The organism is Photobacterium atrarenae (assembly GCF_024380015.1).
Classification (GTDB): Bacteria; Pseudomonadota; Gammaproteobacteria; order Enterobacterales; family Vibrionaceae; genus Photobacterium; species Photobacterium atrarenae.
Window position 1 is genome coordinate 545,976 of sequence record NZ_CP101509.1, and the last position, 23,174, is coordinate 569,149.

At 52.6% G+C, this 23,174-nt stretch carries 21 protein-coding genes; 9 read left to right on the forward strand and 12 right to left on the reverse strand.

The annotated features are described in order from the left end of the window. Positions 1 to 6 precede the first annotated feature (6 nt). Positions 7 to 972, reverse strand: a complete 966-nt coding sequence (locus tag NNL38_RS18620; RefSeq protein WP_255391934.1) for a sialic acid TRAP transporter substrate-binding protein SiaP — start codon at positions 970 to 972, stop codon at positions 7 to 9. Positions 973 to 1,209: 237 nt separating this feature from the next. Here NNL38_RS18620 and NNL38_RS18625 point away from each other — a divergent pair, with 237 nt between their 5' ends. The 3 genes from NNL38_RS18625 to NNL38_RS18635 are packed head-to-tail and all read left to right on the forward strand — an operon-like array spanning position 1,210 to position 3,616. Then, positions 1,210 to 1,911: a putative N-acetylmannosamine-6-phosphate 2-epimerase gene (locus tag NNL38_RS18625; protein ID WP_255391935.1), complete on the forward strand. Its 702-nt coding sequence runs from the start codon at positions 1,210 to 1,212 to the stop codon at positions 1,909 to 1,911. Next, positions 1,908 to 2,786, forward strand: coding sequence for an N-acetylmannosamine kinase (locus NNL38_RS18630; RefSeq protein WP_255391936.1), 879 nt, complete (start codon positions 1,908 to 1,910; stop codon positions 2,784 to 2,786). The genes NNL38_RS18625 and NNL38_RS18630 overlap by 4 nt, the downstream gene beginning before the upstream one ends. 2 nt (positions 2,787 to 2,788) lie before the next feature. Continuing rightward, on the forward strand, positions 2,789 to 3,616 hold the full coding sequence (locus tag NNL38_RS18635; protein WP_255391937.1) for a GDSL-type esterase/lipase family protein: 828 nt from the start codon (positions 2,789 to 2,791) through the stop codon (positions 3,614 to 3,616). 88 nt (positions 3,617 to 3,704) lie between these two features. Here NNL38_RS18635 and NNL38_RS18640 read toward each other — a convergent pair whose 3' ends face one another. Further along, a complete protein-coding gene (locus NNL38_RS18640; RefSeq protein WP_255391938.1) occupies positions 3,705 to 4,214 on the reverse strand; it encodes a phage regulatory CII family protein in 510 nt (169 codons plus the stop codon). 365 nt (positions 4,215 to 4,579) lie between these two features. On the opposite strand from NNL38_RS18640, the gene NNL38_RS18645 reads away from it, so the two are divergent. Then, positions 4,580 to 6,091, forward strand: coding sequence for a vWA domain-containing protein (locus NNL38_RS18645; RefSeq protein WP_255391939.1), 1,512 nt, complete (start codon positions 4,580 to 4,582; stop codon positions 6,089 to 6,091). A gap of 63 nt (positions 6,092 to 6,154) precedes the next feature. On the opposite strand, the gene NNL38_RS18650 is transcribed toward NNL38_RS18645, so the two are convergent. Next, on the reverse strand, positions 6,155 to 8,170 hold the full coding sequence (locus NNL38_RS18650; RefSeq protein ID WP_255391940.1) for a Clp1/GlmU family protein: 2,016 nt from the start codon (positions 8,168 to 8,170) through the stop codon (positions 6,155 to 6,157). 44 nt (positions 8,171 to 8,214) lie between these two features. Beyond that, positions 8,215 to 9,411, reverse strand: coding sequence for an RtcB family protein (locus NNL38_RS18655; protein ID WP_255391941.1), 1,197 nt, complete (start codon positions 9,409 to 9,411; stop codon positions 8,215 to 8,217). 149 nt (positions 9,412 to 9,560) lie between these two features. Here NNL38_RS18655 and NNL38_RS18660 point away from each other — a divergent pair, with 149 nt between their 5' ends. Continuing rightward, positions 9,561 to 10,055, forward strand: a complete 495-nt coding sequence (locus NNL38_RS18660) for an SAM-dependent methyltransferase (protein WP_255391942.1) — start codon at positions 9,561 to 9,563, stop codon at positions 10,053 to 10,055. A gap of 152 nt (positions 10,056 to 10,207) precedes the next feature. Here NNL38_RS18660 and NNL38_RS18665 read toward each other — a convergent pair whose 3' ends face one another. From NNL38_RS18665 to NNL38_RS18700, 8 genes are all read right to left on the reverse strand, one after another. After that, the gene (locus tag NNL38_RS18665; protein WP_255391943.1) at positions 10,208 to 11,302 is read right to left on the reverse strand and encodes an HD domain-containing phosphohydrolase; all 1,095 of its coding nucleotides are present in this window, start codon (positions 11,300 to 11,302) and stop codon (positions 10,208 to 10,210) included. Between the two features lie 113 nt (positions 11,303 to 11,415). After that, the gene (locus tag NNL38_RS18670) at positions 11,416 to 11,910 is read right to left on the reverse strand and encodes a SixA phosphatase family protein (RefSeq protein ID WP_255391944.1); all 495 of its coding nucleotides are present in this window, start codon (positions 11,908 to 11,910) and stop codon (positions 11,416 to 11,418) included. Between the two features lie 128 nt (positions 11,911 to 12,038). Then, positions 12,039 to 13,286: an ABC transporter substrate-binding protein gene (locus NNL38_RS18675; RefSeq protein WP_255391945.1), complete on the reverse strand. Its 1,248-nt coding sequence runs from the start codon at positions 13,284 to 13,286 to the stop codon at positions 12,039 to 12,041. Positions 13,287 to 13,313: 27 nt separating this feature from the next. Then, the gene (locus NNL38_RS18680) at positions 13,314 to 14,756 is read right to left on the reverse strand and encodes an ATP-binding protein (RefSeq protein ID WP_255391946.1); all 1,443 of its coding nucleotides are present in this window, start codon (positions 14,754 to 14,756) and stop codon (positions 13,314 to 13,316) included. Positions 14,757 to 14,800: 44 nt separating this feature from the next. Then, the gene (locus NNL38_RS18685; RefSeq protein WP_255391947.1) at positions 14,801 to 15,529 is read right to left on the reverse strand and encodes a response regulator; all 729 of its coding nucleotides are present in this window, start codon (positions 15,527 to 15,529) and stop codon (positions 14,801 to 14,803) included. A gap of 312 nt (positions 15,530 to 15,841) precedes the next feature. Further along, entirely contained in the window at positions 15,842 to 16,048 is a 207-nt protein-coding gene (locus NNL38_RS18690) for a DUF3283 family protein (RefSeq protein ID WP_255391948.1), read from the reverse strand. Positions 16,049 to 16,171: 123 nt separating this feature from the next. After that, positions 16,172 to 16,687, reverse strand: a complete 516-nt coding sequence (locus NNL38_RS18695) for a porin family protein (protein ID WP_255391949.1) — start codon at positions 16,685 to 16,687, stop codon at positions 16,172 to 16,174. 200 nt (positions 16,688 to 16,887) lie between these two features. After that, entirely contained in the window at positions 16,888 to 17,154 is a 267-nt protein-coding gene (locus tag NNL38_RS18700) for a hypothetical protein (RefSeq protein WP_255391950.1), read from the reverse strand. A gap of 99 nt (positions 17,155 to 17,253) precedes the next feature. Here NNL38_RS18700 and NNL38_RS18705 point away from each other — a divergent pair, with 99 nt between their 5' ends. The 4 genes from NNL38_RS18705 to NNL38_RS18720 all read left to right on the forward strand — a co-directional run bounded on the left by NNL38_RS18705 (position 17,254) and on the right by NNL38_RS18720 (position 23,164). Continuing rightward, positions 17,254 to 17,424: a XapX domain-containing protein gene (locus NNL38_RS18705; protein ID WP_255391951.1), complete on the forward strand. Its 171-nt coding sequence runs from the start codon at positions 17,254 to 17,256 to the stop codon at positions 17,422 to 17,424. A 41-nt stretch (positions 17,425 to 17,465) separates the two neighbouring features. Next, positions 17,466 to 18,176, forward strand: coding sequence for a purine-nucleoside phosphorylase (gene deoD / locus NNL38_RS18710; RefSeq protein WP_255391952.1), 711 nt, complete (start codon positions 17,466 to 17,468; stop codon positions 18,174 to 18,176). Positions 18,177 to 18,523: 347 nt separating this feature from the next. Next, a complete protein-coding gene (locus NNL38_RS18715) occupies positions 18,524 to 20,014 on the forward strand; it encodes a lactate dehydrogenase (RefSeq protein WP_255391953.1) in 1,491 nt (496 codons plus the stop codon). Positions 20,015 to 20,317: 303 nt separating this feature from the next. Further along, positions 20,318 to 23,164, forward strand: a complete 2,847-nt coding sequence (locus tag NNL38_RS18720) for a hybrid sensor histidine kinase/response regulator (protein ID WP_255391954.1) — start codon at positions 20,318 to 20,320, stop codon at positions 23,162 to 23,164. The last annotated feature ends 10 nt before the right edge of the window (positions 23,165 to 23,174 follow it).

Consider the following 23,174-nt stretch of genomic DNA (forward strand, 5'->3'; position numbering starts at 1 on the left):
CATTCATTACATATTGGCCAGTTTGTGGATCAGCGGTTCGCCAATCTTCTTATCAAACTCGCGATACAACGGCTCCATCGCCTGGCGGAACGGTGTCAGTTCCGGGTAAGTCACATTCACTCCCTGTGATTCGAAGAAAGACACCAGCTCTTCCTCTTGCGCTTTCACTGTCGCCGTATGGGCTGCACCAGTCTTCTCCACAGCATCCCGGATCAGTTGCTGCTGTTTCTCAGACAGCTTTTGCCACGAAGTTTCCGAAACCAGCACCATTTGATCATTGACAATATGGTTGGTCATCGCCAGGTTGTCCTGCACTTCATAAAACTTCATCGCTTTAATCGTTGGCAGTGGGTTTTCCTGGCCGTCCACCGCATTGGTCTGCAGCGCAAGGTATACTTCCGAGAAGGCCATCGGTGTCGGAGAAGCACCGGAGAGTTTCGCAAAGTTCAGATTGGGTTTGGCGTTCGGCACCCTCAGTTTCAGCCCCTGAAAATCCTGGATCGATTTCAGGGCACGATTTGAGGTTGTTTGACGGGTTCCGTTGTACCAGGTATCCAGCGCTCGCCAGTTGAACTTGGCCAGCATTTCTTCACGGACCTCCTGGCCGAATTCGGAATCAAACATACGGCGAATATGGGCATAATCTTTTGCAACATAAGGGAGGGCGACGGCCTCAGCCCGCGGGATCCACAGGCCAATCCGACCGAACTCGGCATAGGTCAGGTCCAGGTCACCATAGGTCAGTTGCTGCATCATGGCACGATCATCCCCGAGTTGCGCACTCGGGTAGAGAGCAATTTTCAATTCACCGTGGCTCATTTGATCAACGGTATCTGCTAACATTTTGGCCGAGTTGTACTCTACTGAGCCAACGGCAGCCTGCATACCCATTTTCAGCGTGGTCGCTGCTTGCGCTGAGACCGTTACCCCCAGCGAGAGCATTACCAACGTCAGTTTATTGATACCTTTCATATGATTTCCTTTCTGTTCTACACCTGAGTTATACGATAAAAAAAATTTTTATTTGGTTTGAAAAAAATATTCTTGATGAATTATTATTATGGCGGAGATTATTTTCAAACCAAGTTTTTACAAAATGTGATCACGGGCAGCCAATCGCCACCTTCTCAAGCATAGAGCCGATTTTGCGATTGGCTGTGGCCCAAGTTGGCAGCTCCGTGACCATCACAGCGGTAGAAGAGGCGCAGTATGAACACCAAAGTGAACCAGCTCAGTGAACTCAAAAGAAAATTGAATGGCCAGACCGTGGTCTCTATTCAGCCGATTACCGGTAGCCCGTTGGAAAGAACCGACTTTATTGTTGCGATGGCCCAAGCCGCTGAGCAAGCGGGGACTCAAGCGCTTCGTATTGAAGGGATCAGCAATGTTACTGCGGTCACTGCGAAAGTTCGCATCCCGGTGATCGGTATTGTCAAACGCGACCTGCCGGACAGCCCGGTTCGGATCACCCCTTTTCTTAAAGATGTCTTCGATTTAGAGCAAGCCGGCGCAAGTATCATTGCGTTTGATGCCACCGATCGCCCCCGCCCGGCATCCCGTGAGATGATTGCCGGTGCTATTGCCGAAACCCGCTGTCTGGCCATGGCCGATTGTTCCTGTTTTGACGACGGCCTCTGGGCCCACCAACAGGGCGTTGAGATCATCGGTTCAACCCTGTCCGGCTATGTTGGCGGCCCAGAGCCAACTGAACCAGACTTTGAACTGATCCGCCAATTCGCTGCCCAAGGTTTCTTTACTATGGCAGAAGGCCGCTTCAATACACCGGAACTGGCAGCCAAAGCCATTGAGTGCGGCGCAGTGGCTGTCACAGTCGGTTCAGCCCTTACCCGGCTGGAAGTCGTGACCCATTGGTTCAACCAGGCAACCCAAACCGCAGGAGCGCGTTCATGAACGTATTGGCAATTGACATCGGCGGGACCAAAGTCGCTCTGGGCTTGCTCCAGGCTGGCGTATTAACCGAACGCAAACAGATCCCGACACCCGTGGTCACCGCAGCAGATGCGTTCGCCGACGAGATCCTTCAAGCATGTCGCCCCTGGCTGGCACAGGCAGACTGTATCGGTGTGTCCACCACAGGGGTAGTCACCGAGGCCGGGATTACCGCCATCAATCCAGTCACCCTGGCATTCCCGGCACCGTTCCCACTCCAAACCGCCCTACAATCGCAAACCCAACTGCCCGTCAGAATGCTGAACGACGCTCAAGCCGCCGCATGGTATGAGTATCAACGTCTGGACGGGAAATATCGCAATATGGCCTACCTGACGGTATCAACCGGCATTGGCGGCGGATTGGTGATTGACGGCAACCTGCATACCGGAGCACAGAATTTCGCCGGCCACATTGGTCATACGGTGATCGACCGGTTTGGCCCCCCATGCGGCTGTGGCCAAACCGGTTGCGTCGAAGCAACGGCCTCGGGAACCGCAATTCAAACGCTGGCACGGAAACTCATTTCTCCGTCTGTCAGCAATCCGGAGTTGTTCGACATGGCACCGGAACATACACAGGCCGAGGCCATCATTCAGAACAGTGCCCGGGCCGTCGCCACCTTGTGCGCAAATTTAAAAGCCACCCTGGATTTGGAGGTGATCGTACTAGGCGGGGGGATCGGCTTAGCGGCGGGATACCTTGAGCGGGTGAAACAGCACCTCACGACCAAGCCACCGTTTTTCCAAGTCGAACTTGTCGCGGCCCAAGGCGATCATGACGCGTGCTTGCTTGGCGCAGCCTACCTCCACACCCAACTGGCGTCAGGAGCCTAATCATGAGCCAGAACATCAGGCCTGATGGACAGGATGCCGACACAGATCTTATCACCCTGTGCCATACGCTGCAGCCAGTGTCGCCGTATCTGTTTCTGGACAATCTCTTCCGTAACCTCGCGAGTCAAAATCCGGATCTGAGTAAGGCACTGTTTTTAAGTGACGCCTATAGCACCTTAGCGCAGCTACCCGACACTGCGAATGACGCCGAGCGACTGACTATGCTCTGTGACCAGCTCTGTGTAAAACAAACCGCCGGTTTTATCAGTCGATCTTTGCAGATGACCGACTGCCATCGCACGTTCGGGTCCCAAGCGGATATCGTGATGTTTGGCGATTCCATTACCGAGTGGGGGGTGTGGTCTGAGATGTTTCCCGGCATCAAACTGGCCAACCGGGGTCTGGCCGGCGATACCACCCGGGGGATGTTGTGCCGGATAGACACAACGTTACAACTGCAGCCAAAACAAGTCTTTGTCATGGCAGGGATCAACGACCTGGCCCAAGATGAAACCGTCGACGCCGTGCTTGGCCGTTATGAGGAAATGCTCGGGATCTGGCAACAACACGCCATTGAACCGGTTGTACAGTCGACCCTGCATGTTGGCAGCCGATTGGCTTCGCTGAACTCGTCCGTGACGTTGCTCAACCAGCGCCTCAGACAAACCTGCCGTGCAAGAGGGATCCCCTTCATCGACCTGAACGCGGTGTTGAGCGATCGGCAACAGCTCCTGGACGAGTACAGCCGAGATGATCTCCATCTGAATGCTGTAGCCTACCAGAAATGGCAACAGATCATCGAGCCCCTGCTACTTAAAAGTGGCCGCTGAGGTCTGAATGAGAGGGCTGCACTGAAAGCAGCCCTCTCCCTGTCAGCGTCTTGTCTAACCCTACACAATGAATGTTATGAAGCGGGATTTACTTAATATTAATCCGGTTTTCGCAGGCAAATTCCAGCATATCGCGTAGTTTAATCATGGCGTCGATATCCTGGCTCATCTCTTTTTTAATCTCTTCCAGCTCATTGGCGCTGACTTTGCCGTCAGACAGTGCTGCCCGAATTTCCTGCTGCACATCCCCGCGTTCTTTATCCCAGTCCATCCAGGCATTCAAAACATTACGGTAAGTGATCTCATGTAGCTCACCAGTCTCTATACGCTCACATTGAAGCCCGAAGAGCTTTAGCATTTCGTCCAGAATGAACACATGACGTTCTTCCTGCTGCAATACTTTCATGGTCAACATAAACTCCTGCAAAGTCAGCTGATGACCTGCCTGCGCCGGATTGATTTTATTGGAAAACGTCCGTGGACTGATGTTTTTTCCGCTCATCACTTTCACTTCATTGAACAGCTTTTCTATACCGAATTCCTTACTCTGAAGATGAAGTGAGCGTGAAAAACCAGTCAGTAACGAATCTTTGTCCATTCGGATTTCCATAATGTTCAGGGTTACAAAACTAGGGCAATGATAGGGCAATACAGATAAACATCCAGGAAAAACGTGATTCTACTCCAGAAAACCAACTCAAGTGATGAATTCATCAACATAAATGCTTTATCGGTATCAGAAAATATAAGAGACATCCCGAATTTCATGCATGCCTCTGTAACTCTTCCCTCCATAAATTCAAAGAGTTGTAATATGTCAAGCGTATAGACACCAAAATTTTAATGACTGGATACAAGTAGCATTTTTATATGCGTGCAATTCACTATGCATATATATTCATGCTCAAATGATCACTCTTTTGATGGTTTTTTACACAAATAAAACAATAACTGGGTGACACAATGAAGAAGGAACTCTTTACACTAACCGTTCTTGCTGCCGCTTTATTGAGTGGTTGTAATAGCAGCAACTCCTCCGGTGAATCAAAAACAGGTCCCGGACAAACACCGGATACAACCCCGGCGAAAACCACATTCAGCGGGACCCTGGTAACACCGGAACCGGCTCAGGTGACAGCACAAAAAGCTCTGTTCAACGCATCGCGGGGCTTGACAACCAAAGCAACAGACGCGGCTTGTCCGAATGTACCAACCGGCTACTACCCGCTCAGCAATGCTGCAATCTCGCTGGTCGCCAATAATGACGCGATCTTCAGTGAAACCACAACGACCGATGCGTGTGGTCAGTTCACATTGGAAGTTGAAGGGGAAGATACCGCGTTTGAGAACTCCAAACTGGTTGCCACCTCTGACAACTTTAAAACGCTGGAAGCCAATGCCCAGAACTTCATGCAAACCGCTGATCAGGTGAGTGATGTCGTCGCTTCAACGATTGCCAAGGATGCCAGCTATGTGATTAACGGGATCCAGAAAATCGATAATGACACCCTGGCATTCTCGATCACAGACAGCCAGTCCGGCAAAGCAGTGATCCAAGTCGCCAAGGGCGCGTTCCAGATTTTGGTCAATGCCAATGAGAACCCGATCGTTTCCCTCAACACCGCCGATCAGCTGCAAGTCCGCAACAGCATCGTGATGACCCTGGATGCCAGTGGTTCCATGTCTTCGAAAGTATATGACGAGCAAGGCGATCCCGTTACTGACAGTAATGACGTCACCTACAACCGTTTTCGCCTGACAGCGCTGGCAGCACATCAGTTTATGATGGAAAAAAATGTCGAAGATGAAGTGGCAGTGATCCCGTTCAGCCTGGATGTCAACTTGATTAGCAAGTCATTCCTTGATGGTTACAGCTTCCTAGACGAGAACGGCGTCGATACGACCATCAGCTACAGTGATTCCGGCTTTATGAAGGACAAGGCTTCATTGCACTTTGCGATCGATTTTTACAACATGCATGTGCCAATGTGGGAAGACAGAGTGCTCGATACCAAACATGCCGGCCGAACAGATAACGTTCACGCCATTTATGAAGACTACCCTTGGGGAGGCGGAACTGAGCTTGAAGATTCAATTCATGTCGCGCTGGACACCACGAAACAAGCCACGGGTGATGTCAACTCGGTTTTCGTCATGACCGATGGCAATGCCAGGTTTAACGATCTTGACGGCCTGATTGCGAAAGCCAAATCGATGAACCTGCCGGTCCACAGTATTGCCATCAGCAACGACGCCTATACCCAGGACTTAATACAGATCTCGGAGCAAACCGGCGGCAGCTTCAAACACATTACCGATGTCCAGAACATCACCGGCGTGTATTCTGCCCTGCAAACCACGGTGAAGTTTAATTATGTGGCCAACTTAACCCGGCCGGTCATGAGTCAGGATGTGCTCAAAATTATCCTGACCCTAAACGGTGAAGTCGTTGAGCGGGAAGTGACCCTCAACTGATTGTCCTTCCATACAGTTCTAAGCGCACTCGCCCCTCCAGCCCGCCATACTGGCGGGCTGGATTCAGCCAGACAAGCCGGGACCGGCCCGAACCACATGGGGAAAGATCGCTTCGATTTCCCTATACATAGCGTCCGGATCCCCTTCATAACGCCGGGAGAAATGAAACGGTACCAGCTGATTCACGTTTGCAGCGAGAGCAATTTCCCCGCAGGCGGTGGTTGTCAGGTGGCCGTTATTGCGCCCGCGCCATAGATCCTGATGCGAAAATGCCGCTTCGCAGATCAGCGTGTCAGCATCACGGGCCAGTGCAATCAGCTTACGTCGGTTCTCAGGGGTATCGGCGAGATCAGTGGCGTAAACCAGCTTCTTCCCGGCCTGCTTCTCGATCAACTGTGATGCCAGAGTGCTGACCGTACACGCCTCCCCGTTGGGTAAGGTGATCAAATCATCCAGCTCGCCGGCAAGATAGCAATGCTTGAGTTTGCCCAGCCAACGATCCGGCGGATACGGCATGGCTTGCAGCACCTGCTCGGAAATCCGAATGGACTCCACCGGCTCATAAGCGTAAGCAAGAACGGGCGTCCCGTGATCCAACTCGACTGCGCGGATCAAAAACCTGGCTTCCTGGTGGATCACGCCCTGATGAACCGTTTGCTCCGGCAATACATCAACCTGCTTGTAACCGGCCTTGAGCCGGTAGCATCGCAACGTCTTACCATGTAACTCAGCTACCTCAAACTCCGGCCCATTCTCGCCGATGCGATCCCATAAGATCCCGCTCAGCATCCCAGCCACATGCAACGCCAACCCGGGGGGGCCAAACAGCTTGCAAGGCGATGGCGTACCAAGCCGTACCCGTAACAGCCCCATAAACCCGCCGATGTGGTCAAAATGGGCGTGAGTAATAAAAATGTGGCTGACATGATGGCTAAAGCGCATGGGTAAACGGATCGTATTGCCTAAATCAAACAAAATGCAGCGACGACTCCAGTGGGTTTTAATCAGCAACAGCGGATCTTCAAACAAACCATTCACCAACTCGGCAGTCATATCCCGTTGTTTGATCGGCGGGCTGCGATCCACTACTTTGGTCCGGTGGGCATACACCAGGGAAGGTTTACGATTGGATGGAACCGGTTGGATGTGGGGCGTATGACGAACCGTACGCAATTTATGGCCGGGCAAGTGTCTGGCGTCCCGGAGCAAGATCTGACTCGGTGGTCGCAGTTGCAACAGCGATTGTTGGGCTATGTGCGGCACCGGACAGCGCAGCCTGATGTCTTGTGACGCCAACGCCACCACCTCCCCCATGGTTAACTGGCCCTTGTGATCACTGAGCCGGACCAGCAGCCCCGGCCAGCGCTCGGGATCGTTTTGTGGCGGTGGCGTCCCTAATATCGACAGCATATGCAACGGCAGCTCTAACTCAACCGATTGTGCCATATAGTGCTGCCATAGCCGGGTCCGCCAGTCCAGCCGTTCGCTACGCTGGATCAGGCGGGCCTGCGGTGATGGTGACAACCAGAGTACAGGGCAAGATAGGCTGGAAATGACAGGCATCACTTCCGCCACCTGTTCGCGCTCCGCCAACACCACCAGCCGGGACGCCGCCGTGCGGGCCACCAGGGTCTGCAACATTTCTGCCGCAGCCACGCCCTGGGTCATCCCCGGCGCATCTATCAGACACGGGGTATGCTCCGGAGCACTGCGCATCAATTGTCCAACAGCTTCAGACAACGGCAGGCGAAAACGCGCCGCATCCAGACTGCAGAGCCCTTCAAACTCAAGCAACTGCCAGTTGTCCTGGTGGCTGTTCTCCAGACGCCTATGTCCTAGACGCCATTGCCCCAGATTAACCGCCGCCGGTACGCCAAAGCTCGGCGTTCCCGGATCCGCGCTCAGGCATAAACACTCACGACCGGCAGCTGACAACCGCCGGGCCAGCTCGGCGGCCAAAAAGCTTTTGCCAGCCCCGGTCGGACCGAAGATCAGGATACGTTCTGCCTTGTGCAACAGCTTTTCATGAAGCAGCGCCACACCGTGATGGTATGAGAACCTTGTCGTCGGTGCCTCCATGTCTCCCCCAGCGGTTCAGTGAAGTCACTATCTGTTAAGTATACTTAACCTTTGATATTCACAATTTGCCTCAGGGTGTGGACAATATCGACCAAGTCACACTGATTGGCCATTACCGTGTCGATGTCTTTGTATGCCGTCGGAATTTCATCAATCACACCCTTGTCTTTTCGGCATTCTATGCCGGCGGTCTGGGCCTTCAGATCGCTGACGGTGTGCAATTTTTTCGCCTGGGTCCGCGACATGCGACGTCCGGCACCATGACTGCAGCTACAAAAAGCCTCCGGATTACCGAGCCCGCGCACCACATATGAATTAGTGCCCATGCTACCGGGGATCACCCCAAGATCGCCGACCCGGGCCCGAATCGCCCCTTTACGAGTCACCCAGACCTCCCGGCCGAAATGCACCTCGCGCTCAATATAGTTATGGTGACAGTTAATCGCTTCCTGGGTCACGGTGAATGGTGGTAACAGCCGCGCCATGCGTTTCAGCGCCGCGTCCATCATCAGCGCCCGATTCAACCGGGCATAAGCCTGCGCCCAGCTCACTGCATCCACATAGCCCTGATAATTCCGGGCTCCTTCTTCGAAATACGCCAGGTCGGCATCGGGCAGGTGAATATGATGGCGCTCCATATCGCGCTTAGCCTGGGCAATAAAATAACGGCCTATCGCATTGCCAATGCCCCGGCTGCCGGAGTGGAGCATCACCCAAAGATCGTCGGCCTCATCCAGGCAGAGCTCAAAAAAGTGATTGCCGCCGCCCAGGGTCCCGGCCTGATGGGCCCAGCGGCCGGGTTTGACCATCTTCCGCAATTCCGGATTAGCCTGAAGGATCTGCTCGAGCTGAACAGCCAGCGGGGAATCGCCACGGATCCGGGGCCTCTGATGCTCCTGCCCCGGCCCAAGCGGGATCACCGATTCCAACTCCTGGCGCAGCATCCGGCAGCTGTCCGGCAAATCGGCAGCGGTCAGCGACAGGCGCACCGCATTGATCCCGCAGCCGATATCCACCCCAACCGCTGCCGGAATAATCGCCCTGACGGTAGAAATCACACTACCAATGGTCGCCCCTTTGCCCAAATGAACATCCGGCATCCCGGCAACATGATGATAAATAAACGGTAAGGAAGCGGTGTGCTTGAGCTGCAAGGCCGTCTGGTCATCTAGATCATCGGTCCAGACCTTAACCGGATGCAGCTGCTTGCCTTGCGGCGGGTAAAAGGTAGAAACCGGCATGGGAGATGCCTCCACAGAGCGAGCATTTGTCTCCCTTGAGTATATGCGCCCTGGTCGTAAACAAGCAGCGTCGATTTAGTCAGTTCTTCGCAGCTCGGCGAGGAAATGCTATTGTCATCCGTGAATATTCAGAAGGAGCCAGTCATTCAATGAAGCATGGAAAAATTACGGTAGAGCCTGTTGGCCAAGTTGTTTCGACCAGAGCTAAAGCAATTGATGATCATTGGGATGAAGAAACAAGTGCTATCATCATCAGTGACACGTTCAAGTCAGAAGTGCTATCCGGCCTTGCCGACTTCTCTCACATTGAGGTGCTTTACTATTTTAACCAAGTCGATGAATCAAGAATTACCGTTGGCGCACGCCATCCGAGAAATAACCCTGACTGGCCAAAGGTGGGAATATTTGCACAACGGGGTAAAAACAGACCCAACCGGTTGGGCGTCACCATTTGTCGCGTTCTTGCGGTCAAGGGGAACGAGATACAAGTCCATGGTTTAGACGCCATCGATGGCACTCCAGTCATCGATATCAAACCCGTGATGAAAGAATTTCTGCCAAGAGAGCCTGTCAAACAGCCTGTCTGGTCCGAAGAAATCATGTCCAACTACTGGGCGCCGACGAGCAAACCCGATCATGAATAGTCTTTCGACTTATGCTTCTGCGTTCAATGGAGAATAGGGGTATGGCGTTAAGCCGCTACCAGCCTCTACCGTTCATCACTCGTTCTGAGTGAAAAAAGCCGCTAGCGAAAACGTCAGCGGCTTTTTCTCGAGTCGTGTGCTGCTACCGCACCCTACGCACACATCCTGGCTTCTTCCCGGAACAGGGTAAACCGCTGCTGTGCATCCGGCTGATCAAAGTACTGCTGCAGCGCCTCCACACACAACGGATCCAACTTCCCATGATCCGCCATCGCCTGAAGCTCAGTGAGAGCCTGCTCAAGTGTCCAGGCTTTCTTGTAGGGCCTGTCACTGGTCAGCGCATCGAAGATATCCGAAACCGTGACAATACGGGAGAAGAGGCTGATCTCCTCCCCTTTCAATCCCTCCGGATAACCACTGCCGTCCAGCATCTCATGGTGTTCGCTGATCAGCGTCCGAATGATGCGATACGCTTCATGCTGCTTGACGACCCCGTCGCAGGCAGCATCCACCATCGTCATCCCGTACTCCACATGTCGCTTCATTTCCCGAAATTCCTCGGCGGTCAGCCGACCGGGCTTGAGTAAAATATCATCCGCGACACCAATCTTGCCGATATCGTGCAAGGGGGAGAATTTGATCAGGTAATAAACTTCCCGGTCCGTGACCGGGCAATGCTGAACCACATGACGGGCGATAATACGTGTCAGTGTCGTCAGCCGACCACAGTGCATCGCGGTACATTCATCGCGAATTTCTGAGGCCTTCTCAGAAAACTTACTCAACGACACAATGTTGTCGAACAGAGTACGCTCATGAATGATGCTCTCGCGCAGTGACTTTACCGTGTCATCAAGCGTGGCTACGGTCAGCGGATTAAAAAACGCCTTGTTGCAGGAATTAAAAAAGATAAACCCGAGAAAATTGTTCTGAAAAAAGATCGGGATCGTATAAGACGAATGCAATTGGCTCTCACGCAGCCAGGCACTAGCTTTACCGCGACACTGACGCAGGTAACTGGAATAATCATCCACAATCCGGGTTTTCTTCTGCCGAACCAGTGCACTCAGCGACGGGGATTTTTCCAGCGGGATACTATGGTGCTTGAGCGGTTGAATGCCCTCCGTCGAATCAACATACGTTCTGAGATAGGCTTCATCCACCAGGGCGATCGAGATCCGGTGCAACCCCTCCAGCCCAGTCTCAATCAACTCCCTATGCAACTGCCTCACTGTCTCCCTGAGCATCGCCCCAATTTCTCCAATGACTAAAAATTCGGTTTATACATAAACCACACGATTAATGTGCAATTGTAGTCACTGCATTCTGGATTTGAATATAATCATCGCGTTTTTGCTAATCAGGTATGATTTTTTCGTTTCGGGTAATCAAAATAAATGGCACCGACTTGTTTCTGACAAACCGCCTGCCAGCTATCCACTTCGAGACCAAACACCACCACACCACAAGTCGGGACATTATCAGTACGCAAGCCGAGCTGGTTCACCAGTTCATTGATGGCCGGATTGTGGCAGATCACCATCAGGTATTCAATTTGTGGTGGCACCGCTTTGATCACCTTGAGCAGGCCTTTCGCCGAATCCGTATACAGCGCCGGGCACACTTCCAGCCGGGGGTGGCTCTCCAGCCCATCGGCAAAATACTCAGCAGTTTTAAATGCCCGTAGTGCCGAGCTGGAGAGAATCACCTGCGGGCCGGTGCGCCAGGCATTGAGCCGCCCGACCATCTCCGGGGCATTTTTCCGGCCGCGATCACTCAGGGGCCTGTCGTGATCGTCCAGGGTCGGGTCCTCCCAGGAGGACTTGGCATGACGAACCAAAAAAAGCAGCTTCATTCTCATCTCCCCCGGCCTCACATCGCATCTCGGGCCCAACAACCAAACCGTCATTGGCAAGTTCTGATAAGTATAGAAAGCGGCAGGAAAAAAGCCGTCAAGGAAGAGAGACTGTCCGCGGACAGCAGTTAAAGTGCCGACTTCACTGCCCGGGCCAAACGCCGCGCTGCCTTGGCCGGATCCGGGTCTTTGGCATTGAAGAAGTCGCTCACGACATCAAAAATCGCTCCCTGAACATAGCTGGTCAGTGCCATCCCCTGCGAAACACTCGGCACCAGGGCATGGTTTGCAGAGGCAAGATTAAAGGCCGCTCGCGAGTCCTGCGCACACTGATCAAACGAACTCATATCCAGATCGTTGCGCACCGGCATTGAACCTTTATTCAGGTTGAACTGAGTCTGAAAGCGTTTATCCAGAATCGTGTGGGCCAACGCTTGCTGGGCCTGGCGGTTTTCCTCATTGCTGAGGCGGTAAAAGACAAAGCTGTCGATATTGTAAGTAAACTTGCCCTGGGTTCCCGGCGCAGCGACACACAAGTAATCCCGACCGGGCACCTTGCCGGCGGCAGCAAATTCGCCTTTGGCCCAGTCGCCCATCAGTTGCATGGCGGCTTCACCTTCGATCACCATAGCTGTGGCATCAAACCAGCTTCTGCCCCGGTACTGCGGATCAATATAATCCCGCATCTTGCGAAAGTGAGTAAACACTTCAACCATTTTCGGGCTGGAAAGCGCTGCCATATCCAGCTCCACCAGCGCCTTGTGAAATCCGTCGGCTCCGAGCACCGCCAGAGCGACCACTTCAAACAAGGTGATATCCTGCCACGGCTCCCCGCCGTGAGCCAACGGGATATAACCTGCCGCTTTGACCTGCTCAGCCACCTGGTAAAACTCATCTAAAGTGGTCGGCGCCGCAGCATCGGCTTGCTTCAGTACTTCCGAATTTACCCATAGCCAGTTCACCCGGTGAATATTGACCGGCACCGCCACATAGTTGCCTTGGTACTTCATCAGATTGGCAACAATCTCCGGCAAAATGGTATCCCAATTGTTGGTTTTCGCCACCTCGTTCAGATCAGTCAGAAAGCCCAGCTTGGCCCACTCCTGGATCTCCAGTCCTTTGATCTGGGCCGCCGTTGGCGGGTTCCCGGAGACCACCCGGGTTTTCAGCACCGTCATCGCACTGTCCCCGCCACCACCGGCCACAGCGAAGTTTTTCCAGTGATTTCCCTGTGCTTCAACCATGCTTTTCAGCACCGAGACGGACTTGGCTTCTCCACCTGAGGTCCACCAGTGCAACACTTCCACTTCACCGGCTTGCGAGGCAGCCGCGCAAAGCCACAACCCGAGCGCGGGGACTATCTGTTTCAATTTCATCGGCTCTCCCGTGCGTTCTGATGTGTCTTACTCGTCCAGCAGACGCGGAATATAGACTTTCACTTCCAGTCCGCCCGCTTCTGCGTTGTGAATCGTGAGATCCCCGCCATGGGCATGAATAATATTACGCGCGATCCCCATCCCGAGGCCGTGCCCTTCAGCATCTTTGGCGAGGCGAAAATAGGGTTCAAACACCGCTTCGAGTTTCTCTGCCGGGATCCCCGGGCCCTGGTCTTTGATGATCAGTGCCAAGCCATCCGGGTGATCGGAGACAATCACCGTCACTTCACGGCCATATTTCACCCCGTTATCGATCAGGTTACTGAGGCAACGTTTCAGCGCCAACGGCTTGCCTTTCATCGGCGCAATCTGGACGTCCGGCAGGTGAACCTTCACCGTCGGACTGTTGTGGCGCTCGGCAATACTGCGCAGCAGCTCCGAGAGATCCACCTGAGTCAGATTCTCGTGCAGATCGGTATCTTTCACCGTCTGCAGTGCCCCTTTCACCATCATCTCCAGCTCATCGAGATCACGGTTAAATTTGTCAATCTTATCTTCGTCATCAATCAGCTCCGCCCGCAACCTTAACCGGGTGATCGGCGTTTTCAGATCGTGGGAGATAGCTGAAAACAGGTGCTCCCGATCATCAAGGTAGCGCCGCAAGCGGCGCTGCATCCGGTTAAACGCCCGGGTGGCGGTCACCAGTTCACTGGCGCCCTCTTCCGCCAACGGCGGCTGATAAATATCCAGGCTCAGGGCATTGGCGGCATTGGCCAGACGCTTGAGCGGCTTGGTCTGACGCCGGATCATAAAGAAGGTAAAAGCCAGCAGTAGCGCGGTGGTAAAGAGCAGAAACAGGATTTGCTGCCCGGTGATGATTTCATCTTCCAGGGTGACGTACGGCGCCGGCAATAGTGCAGCGATATAAAGCCACTCGTTTTCAGCCAGCTCCAGCTGGACCACCAGGATCGGGGGATTAAACGGCTCCAGGCTCAAAGTATAATGCGCCCAGGAGCGGGGGAGATCGCTGAGCAGAATCCCGTTCTTCAGCACTTGCAACGTTTCCGGACGGGAAAACTCCACCCGGATCACATCCAGCCGGGGCAGCTTTTCATGCAACACATCCTGAAATACCCGCACCGCGGTGTTTTTCATTTGCGAGTCGGGGATGGGGTCGATCCGGATCTCTTCTTCATTGAAAGATACGAAAAACCGGGTTCCGCCCATATTGCGCAGCTGATCAAGCACGATATGGCGGTATTCCAGCGGCAGTGACTGGAAGAAGGTCACGGTTGAGGCGAACATATTGGCCATGCTGGCAGAGGCAGACTCCAGCCCTTCCAGATCCCGCTGCTTGGTTTGGCCATACCAGATCAGGGTAGCAATCAGCTGAGCCAAAAACACCGCCAGCAAGGTGAACCACAAGGTACGCGCCAGCAAAGACTTCGGCCACCATTTTTTCCAATTCATCAGATTGCGCCTCTAACTGCACCGGTATTGCGGGGATGAGCGGATTATTCTTCGTACGTCACTTCGGCGTTAAATGCGTAGCCGTTGCCGCGGATAGTTTTGATCAGCCGCTGCTGAGTGCCTTTATCGCCCAGACGCTGGCGCAACCGACTCAGCTGCACATCGATCCCGCGCTCAGCAGGATGAGCTTCCCGTCCGCGGGTCGCATAAGAGATAGTGTCCCGATCCAACACTTCGTTGGGCCGGGTGAGAAACAGCATCAGCAGGGCGAAGTCGCTCCCCGACAGTTCATACTCTTTGCCTTTCTCCAAATCGAACAAACGATGGGATGCGGTTTCCAGCCGCCAGTTGGCAAACCGGATCGCTTTAGGTGCCGCAGACGGCGCTTGCTGGGCTTCGGTCGGTTTTACCCGCCGCAGCAGGGCCTTGATCCGCGCCATCAGCTGACGTGGGCTGAAGGGTTTGGCAATATAATCATCAGCGCCAATTTCCAGACCAATGATCTGATCCATTTCATCCGAGACAGCCGTCAACATAATAATCGGTACATCCGAGGTTTTTCGAATATGCTGGCATAAGGTAAAGCCGTCATCCCCCGGCATCATGACATCCAGCAGGATCAGATCGGGATATCCCAAAGCCAGGCGGCGCTTCATCTCTTCACCTTCAGCCGCCGTTATGACGGTAAATCCCGCTTTGGTCAGATATTCATCCAACAGTTCACGGATTTCCTGATCGTCATCAACAACAAGAACCTTCTTGCTTGCACTCATGTTACTTTCCTTCATGCCCGATACATGTCACCTGCCGCCGCATATTGCTCACAAGCGTCACGGGTCTCTCTTCTACGCGCAGTTTCAGCTCTAACTTGAGTCTGATAGTTGAGCCCCAACACAGGAGCCACCTTTTCTTTAAGATACCAGAGCAGACCCTAAAAGGCGTCTATTATACCTCAGAATCATTCACTTGGCGGTAAAGATTGATAATCTGGTCAATTTCGGTGCAGTTGACTGTGCGACCCTGTTCGACAGATACAAAAAAGCTGCCAAGTCGAAACGTGGCAGCTTTTGAATCAGGTCGGATGGCTAAGCCACGCCCATCTGGGTTTTATACTTGGTCACCGCGCGCTCAAAAAAGTCCCGGTCATCGTCATCGGCGATGTTGTTGCTCTGCTCAACAAACACATCCGGGCCTCTTTTGGCATTCTTCACTTGCCAGACGGCATAAGCTGCCTGCTTATCCAGCTCAATCCGATTTTTCTCAACCTGAGATAACAACGTTAAGTTATGCATAAACCAAAGCCAGCTCAAAAAACACGGCAAGGATACTAGCTGATTTCACAACGCAGACCAAGGGCGGTCGATACCTGCCACCTAGGGGCAGGCATTACATCGCGTGACATTCACCGTTTGCGGTTACAGACCGATCCCGACCCCAAACAGAATCGCGTTGTTCTCCACATCGCCCATATCGCGGTATTCGTAGCCCAGGGTGAGATCAATCAGCGGCAGCAAGGTGAACATAAAACCGACCCCACCGGTAAACCCCCAGCCATCATCGTTGCCTTTCATGCCGTCACGTTCGATATCGACATCGTAGTAGTTCGCACCGGCCTTGGCATACAAGCTGCCGATCAGCAAAGGAATATCGCCCCGGAAGGTGACCGGAATCGCGGTGTAGTCAATGTCATTATCGGAAGCTGACAGATCAGTCTCCACTTCGCCGCTCCCCTGCACCACGCCGGCATTGACACTGAAAAAGTCATTGAGCTGGTAGCTGGCATTAACACCGTACTCGTAGCCATATTCGCTTTTATCGTCATACTCTAACTGTGCCGCGCCTGCTGTTGCGCCAACCGACAATCCAAAAATATCTGCGCTTGCCGGAAGTGCCGTCAACGCCAGCGCCGCTGCTAGCAACTGTTTTTTCATTATTACATCCCTTTATAAAAACGCTTACTGTCGTGGTCTCTCTTATCTTTAGCCAAATTTTCCGTTAATACCAGCTTCATACTGCAATAACGTGTTGATGTTCTCCACAAAACTATAGATTCTCCCCCGGATAAAAAGGCGCGACCCGGCCGGAGAAATCACTTCCATGCTCACAGTAATCCATGAAATTGACAATCGGATTAAATGCAATCGATTACAACACGGTCACCAAAAACGCTCCCATCACAAATGCAACCCGATGCATCAACAACAGTTAAAAATGAACACAATTGTCTGATAAATATATAAAACATCAAATATTCACTTTTCACCGCGTATTTTTCACCGCTCATAAAGCAAACGGTTTCCATCTCCTTTTCAACAGATTTGGTAATCAATGAGAGAAATTCAGAAAAACGGCTGATAAAATGTGATCGGGATCGCGAGACAACGCGGACATCTTTCATACACTGCTCCCATGACATGGCGATGACAAAAGGTGCCAATAAAGAGCCACCGCATCCGCCGGAGAGAATTCAAAAATGCAATTTTTAGAGGGTAAACACATGAACGAAATTCTGCTTGCCACTTTTGCAGGCTTAATCGTTGGCCTGTTCTTTTCAGCTGTAAAACTACCATTGCCTGCGCCACCAGTGTTGCCGGGCATTATGGGTATCGTCGGTGTTTACCTGGGTGGTATTGCTTACCAGTCCATTGCAGAACGCTTTTTCTCTTAATCGCTTTCAATTTATTTTTCATACATTCCTAGGAGTAAGCTATGGCTACCCCACACATTAATGCTGAACTTGGTGATTTTGCCGAAACGGTCCTGATGCCAGGCGATCCACTGCGCGCAAAATTCATCGCTGAAAACTTCCTGGAAGATATAAAGCTGGTTTGCGATGTTCGCAACATGTTTGGTTACACCGGCACGTATAAAGGCAAGCCAGTGTCCGTTATGGGCCACGGCATGGGTATTCCGTCGTGCTCTATCTATGTTCACGAGCTGATCAAAGATTTTGGCGTGAAGAATATCATCCGTATCGGTAGCTGTGGCGCCGTTCATGATGATGTCAAACTGATGGATGTGATCATCGGTATGGGGGCTTCGACTGACTCCAAAGTCAACCGCATCCGCTTCAACGACCACGACTTCGCAGCGATTGCCGACTTCCACCTGCTGGAAACAGCAGTGAGCCAGGCGCGCCAGCAAGATGTACCGGTTCGTGTCGGTAACGTCTTCTCTGCTGACCTGTTCTACAGCCCGGAAGCCGATCTGTTCGACAAGATGGAAAAGCTGGGCATGCTGGGTGTGGATATGGAAGCTGCCGGTATCTATGGCGTAGCGGCAGAGTTGGGCGCGAAAGCCCTCACCATCCTGACCGTATCTGACCACATTAAGCGTGGTGAGAAGCTGAGCTCGGAAGATCGTCAAAAATCATTCGCTCAGATGATGAATGTGGCCCTGGAAACGGCCATTAACATCTAATACCCCGAAGCGGTTGGCGCGCCCCGATGCGTCGGCCGCTTTTTTCCTCATCCCTATGCGTTTCCAGGCCGGAACGTATAGCGATGAGAAAAAGGGACAATTAGCGTCGGCGAGGATGCAGTCACTCCACGGATCGCGGCTCAATATTTTGTAAAATGTGGCGTCTTACACAATTTGAATGGCGGTGGTTAGCCCCATCGCCGGTGAACCGACGGACTGAAGGCTGAGTTGTCACGCTAATTACGGACTGAATAAAAGGGCCGCCTTTTATTCAGTGCCCTCCCTTCCCTTTCAATGTGGCTGCCGGATATCCAGGCTGCCAGGCACAAGGATAAGGTTAAGTTGGTATGATGACCCCCCTCCACACGGATAGTAATGACTCCTTATTGCCGCCCGCTTGCGGCCACCTCCAGCTTAACCATTGTAAAACAGTGGGTTGCCCGAATTTCGGCTCAGAAGATACCCGCCATTACGTCCTGCAGCGCAACAATCCAAACCGGCCAACCTTAGTTTGCCGCGAATGCGGTGCTTTCCCGCCGCTGATGAACAACCATGATGTTGCTGCCGAAGTCTCACGCCTCAAGCTGATGCAAAGCTGCGGCCTGCCGGCATGCAGCAATCCGGATTGTGAGAGTCTCGGCCTGCCGGTGCTCACCCACCGTCACCTGTATCATGCCTTTGGTTACAGCGGCGATCGGCAACGTTATCGCTGCAAATGCTGCCAAAGCACCTTTGTCGATCGCTGGTCCGGGTTTAACGGTAAAAACCAGGTTCAGCAAAAGCTGCTGGCCCTGTTGTTTACCGGTTATTCCGTGCGGGATATCTGCCGTCGCCTCAGCATGAATCCAAAATCCTTTTACGATCAGCTCTCTCATATCGCCAGTCGCTGCCGTCGCCAGTTGTCGATGTTTGATGCCCGGTTGTTTAAGCATGCCCATCAGCTCTCACTGGCGTCCAACATGTTGCCGTTGCAACCGAAAAGCGATAACGGCGTCAGTTGGATTGCCAGTTGCGAAGCCAACTCCGGATATGTAGTCGGCCAGCATATCAACTACCAGCAAACAGATGTCGAATCGCCTTCGCAAACCCATAACCCTTACCAGAATGACACCCGGTTTATGGCTGCGCCGAGTGCCCGCCTGGTTGAAGTTTCACCGCCGCCCCCGCTGGGGATCCTGGCCCGGGTAGATACCAAGTACCGGGAGATCCTGTCACGCGCAAATATGGAAGATCCGCTCTCCAACATGCCACGCATGAATTACCCGGCCAAGGGCTGTCTGATCCGCCCGCAATATACAGTGTATGCCCATTACCTGCACCTGGCGCAGATGCTGGAACACAATGAATCGCTGGCAATTTTTATGCCGCAGGAAACCTTGTTGCGCTCTGCCTGTATTTCGGTATTTATGGAGCGGATCAAAGCCAAAACCGTTCATCCGGTCTATGTCGAGGCCGACAGCAGCTGGGAACACGGCCGGAGCGCCGGACGCATTGACATCGTGCTGGTAGGCTGGTGGCGCGATCGCTGGGCGTTTACCCGCCACGAAGAGGTCAGCAAAGGTATTTGTCATCTGGGCGGAGAAAAAGGCAATGAGGCGAAATGGCTCGAACTGGCGAGCTGGGATGCCATTGGTGAATATCAGGACAGATTCCACGAGCAGTTCGCTCAACTGGTGAATGAGCCGCGACGCAAGCTGCGTCCGGCAGGGCTGCTCCCACTGCTGGATATCTACCGTGCCTGGCATAACCTCTGCCATCAGGACCGAACCGGAATGACGCCCGCCCAGCGGGTCGGGCTCACAGCCGCGCCGCTCACCCTGGAGCAGCTGCTCAACTAAACAGACTAACCTTACCCAAACCGCAGCCGGAACCACCCGGCTGCGTTGTCGAGCACACTCCTCTCTCATGCTTTCTCTCAACAAGTACCCGCCTGCCGGATCATTGACCCCGACTCTAATTCTGTAATTTGTCTTTTCATCCGTTGTTGAATATTTTCTTTGCAATTGAGATCAACTTTCTATCGTTAATCTGGATGAATCAGATTGATAATCACCTAAGATTTACGGACAACACATAAAAGGAATTATTGAGGGGAATGGAGTTTGAGCAGGTTAGTCCCTAACAGAATTAGACCGATCCTGATGGCCAGTATGCTAACGGTTGGGATCTTGCCCGCCTTGCTCTATGGCTGGGCCAGTAATCACAAAATGTCTTCGGTGGCACTCACGAATATCTCGCAGGGACTCAGCTACCGAAATGAGCTGGCCGCCCATAATATCGACAACCTGATTTCCAAACGCCTGCTGTGGCTTAGCACCTTGGCCCACTCACCGATTACAGAGTTCAAGAAATACCAAACCGCCGACAACGAGTCATTACTCAAACATTATTTTGTCGACCATACCACTGTCGACCCTGCTTTTTCCGCCATATTTCTCCTTGAGCCCGGCCCACAAGGCGATTACCAAATTGCCGAATCCTGCCATGACAATATCACCCCCAACGTACTTGAAGATCTCAGGCAGTCCGGCGGGCCATCCATGGAACAGATTCAGGCACAACTCACCGACTCGGAAAGTAAAATTTATATTTCTCAACCCTTCAATCTCAATCAGGCCCCGTACCTGTATTTTATTACTCCGGTCACCCATAGCCACCAAACTCAGGAACAATCAGCACTATTAGCCGTGCGCTATGAGCTGACCGACATTAATGACGACCTGAAGTATCTCAGCCAACAGAATCAGGACAAAGATTATGTTTTCCTGATAGACGACACGGGGAACGTGATTCTCTCCGGCCGCCACCAGGGGTTTAACATGCAACTGGTGAATGACTTTTTGCAGCACTATCAACAGCAAAGTCCCCCTGAGCAGAGCCAAGTGCTCCATTATGCCGACTACTACAATGACAACCAAATCGCCGTCATTACCCGGCTAAACACCGATCCAAACCATGCCCGGCTGAACTGGTCACTGGTGTCGATCACCCCCGAAGTCGTTGCACTGCAGGGTGTCATTTATCTCAACCGCTACTTTCTGATTGCACTGCTACTCAATGCATTCATTGTGGTTGTCCTTTCCTATACACTTACCCGGCGCATTACTTTTCCGCTGGCCAAGCTCTCTCAGATGGCTGCGCGCTTTAAGCTGGGGGACTACAGTACCAACCCGCCAATCAAAGGGCCCCACGAGTTTCAGGTACTGCATGATGCGCTCAACCAAGGTGCTGAGCGGATTGCCAATGACAACAAACGCCTGAACCAGGCCCTGAGAAAAGCCGAAGCCGCCGATCGGTCCAAATCCGCCTTTCTGGCCAACCTCTCTCACGAGATCCGCACGCCGATGAACGGCATGCTGGGCCTCTCCCAGTTGCTACTGAAAACCGATTTGTCGGTCGAGCAGGAAAAACATATCCGCACCCTGCTGGAATCCGGCAAACATTTGATGTCGTTGCTCAATGACATTCTTGATTTCTCCAAGATCGAACAAGGTCAGCTCAAACTCGACCGAACCAATTTCTGTTTTACCGACCTCGTCGGGACGGTCGAGAGTATCTTCTATCCGTTGGCGATGGAAAAAGGCATCAACTTCAGGGTCCAATGCAATTTCGATGCAACCAACTGGTATTTTGCAGACAAATCCAGGTTGCGCCAGATTCTGTTTAACCTGGTCAATAATGCCATCAAGTTTACCGAGCAAGGGCAAGTCGAGGTACTGCTGAGCATGGAAGCCGGCCAGGAAGCCAACGAATGTTTCCTGACCATTTGCGTCAAAGATACCGGGATCGGCATCGCACCGGACCGGTTGAAAAACATTTTTGACCCATTTGTTCAGGCGGAGGCATCCACCAGCCGACGATTCGGTGGCACGGGATTGGGGCTGAGTATTGTCAAGCAGCTTGCCGAGCAGATGCACGGCAACGTCACAATTGATAGTACACCCGGCCTCGGCTCGGCCTTTACCGTCACGTTAATGATCCACAAAGGCCAATATATAGAGACGGAAAAAGAGCTGATCCACATTACGCCCAACACATTCAAAGGACTGAAGGTGTTGATTGTGGAAGATAACCACCTCAATGTGCTGATTATTGAGGCTTTCCTCAAACAACGGGGGTTTGTCACCGAAGTTGCCGAAAACGGGGCCAAGGCGCTGCAGGTGCTCGAGCAGCAACTGTTTGATGTGATCCTGATGGATAACCATATGCCGGTGATGGATGGGATAGAAGCCACCGAGCAGATCCGGGCGATGGACTCTCCGGTCAGCCAAACCCCTATTTTTGCCTGTACCGCAGATGTCTTCGAGGAAACGCAGAAAAACATGATTGCTGCCGGTGTTGATTGCGTCATCACCAAACCACTGGATGAACAGAAACTTCTGGATGCCCTGCAAAGTTTCAAGCACAAAATTAACTATATGGCGATTTTACGGAACGCTTCCTCCCAGGGACAGGCGGCATCCACAAAACCGGTTTCAATCAACGAGCCAGAGACCGTTCTACTGGACGACTCATCCGATAACCCTGCTCCGGATTTATCGGATTCAGCTCAGTCGGCTGCAAGTGATACAGGCGATCAGCCCTTGATGCAGGCAAATCAAACGGATCGGGCAGGTGATAATGACGATGTCCAATGGGCCGATCGCTTCGAGCAGATCAATATTCACGACCTACTGGAGATGATGGATCAGGACCACGACATCATTATGCAGTTTCTGCAAATGTTTGCCGATGAACATGGTCAGGACATCCAGAAGCTCCAGGCGGCCCTGGACCAGGATGACATTGACATTGCCATCCTGATCAGCCATTCGCTGAAAGGCGCAGCCGGCAGTATTGGCGCCCATCACGTCTACCAGAGTGCACAACATATCGAGAAGGGGTTAAAAGCAGGTCTCCAACCGACGGAGGATGATATCCATCAACTCCGCCACCGACTTGACTTGCTGATCAGCGAGATTTACCAGCAGCTGGAAATCGTCAATTAAGCGGGGAAAT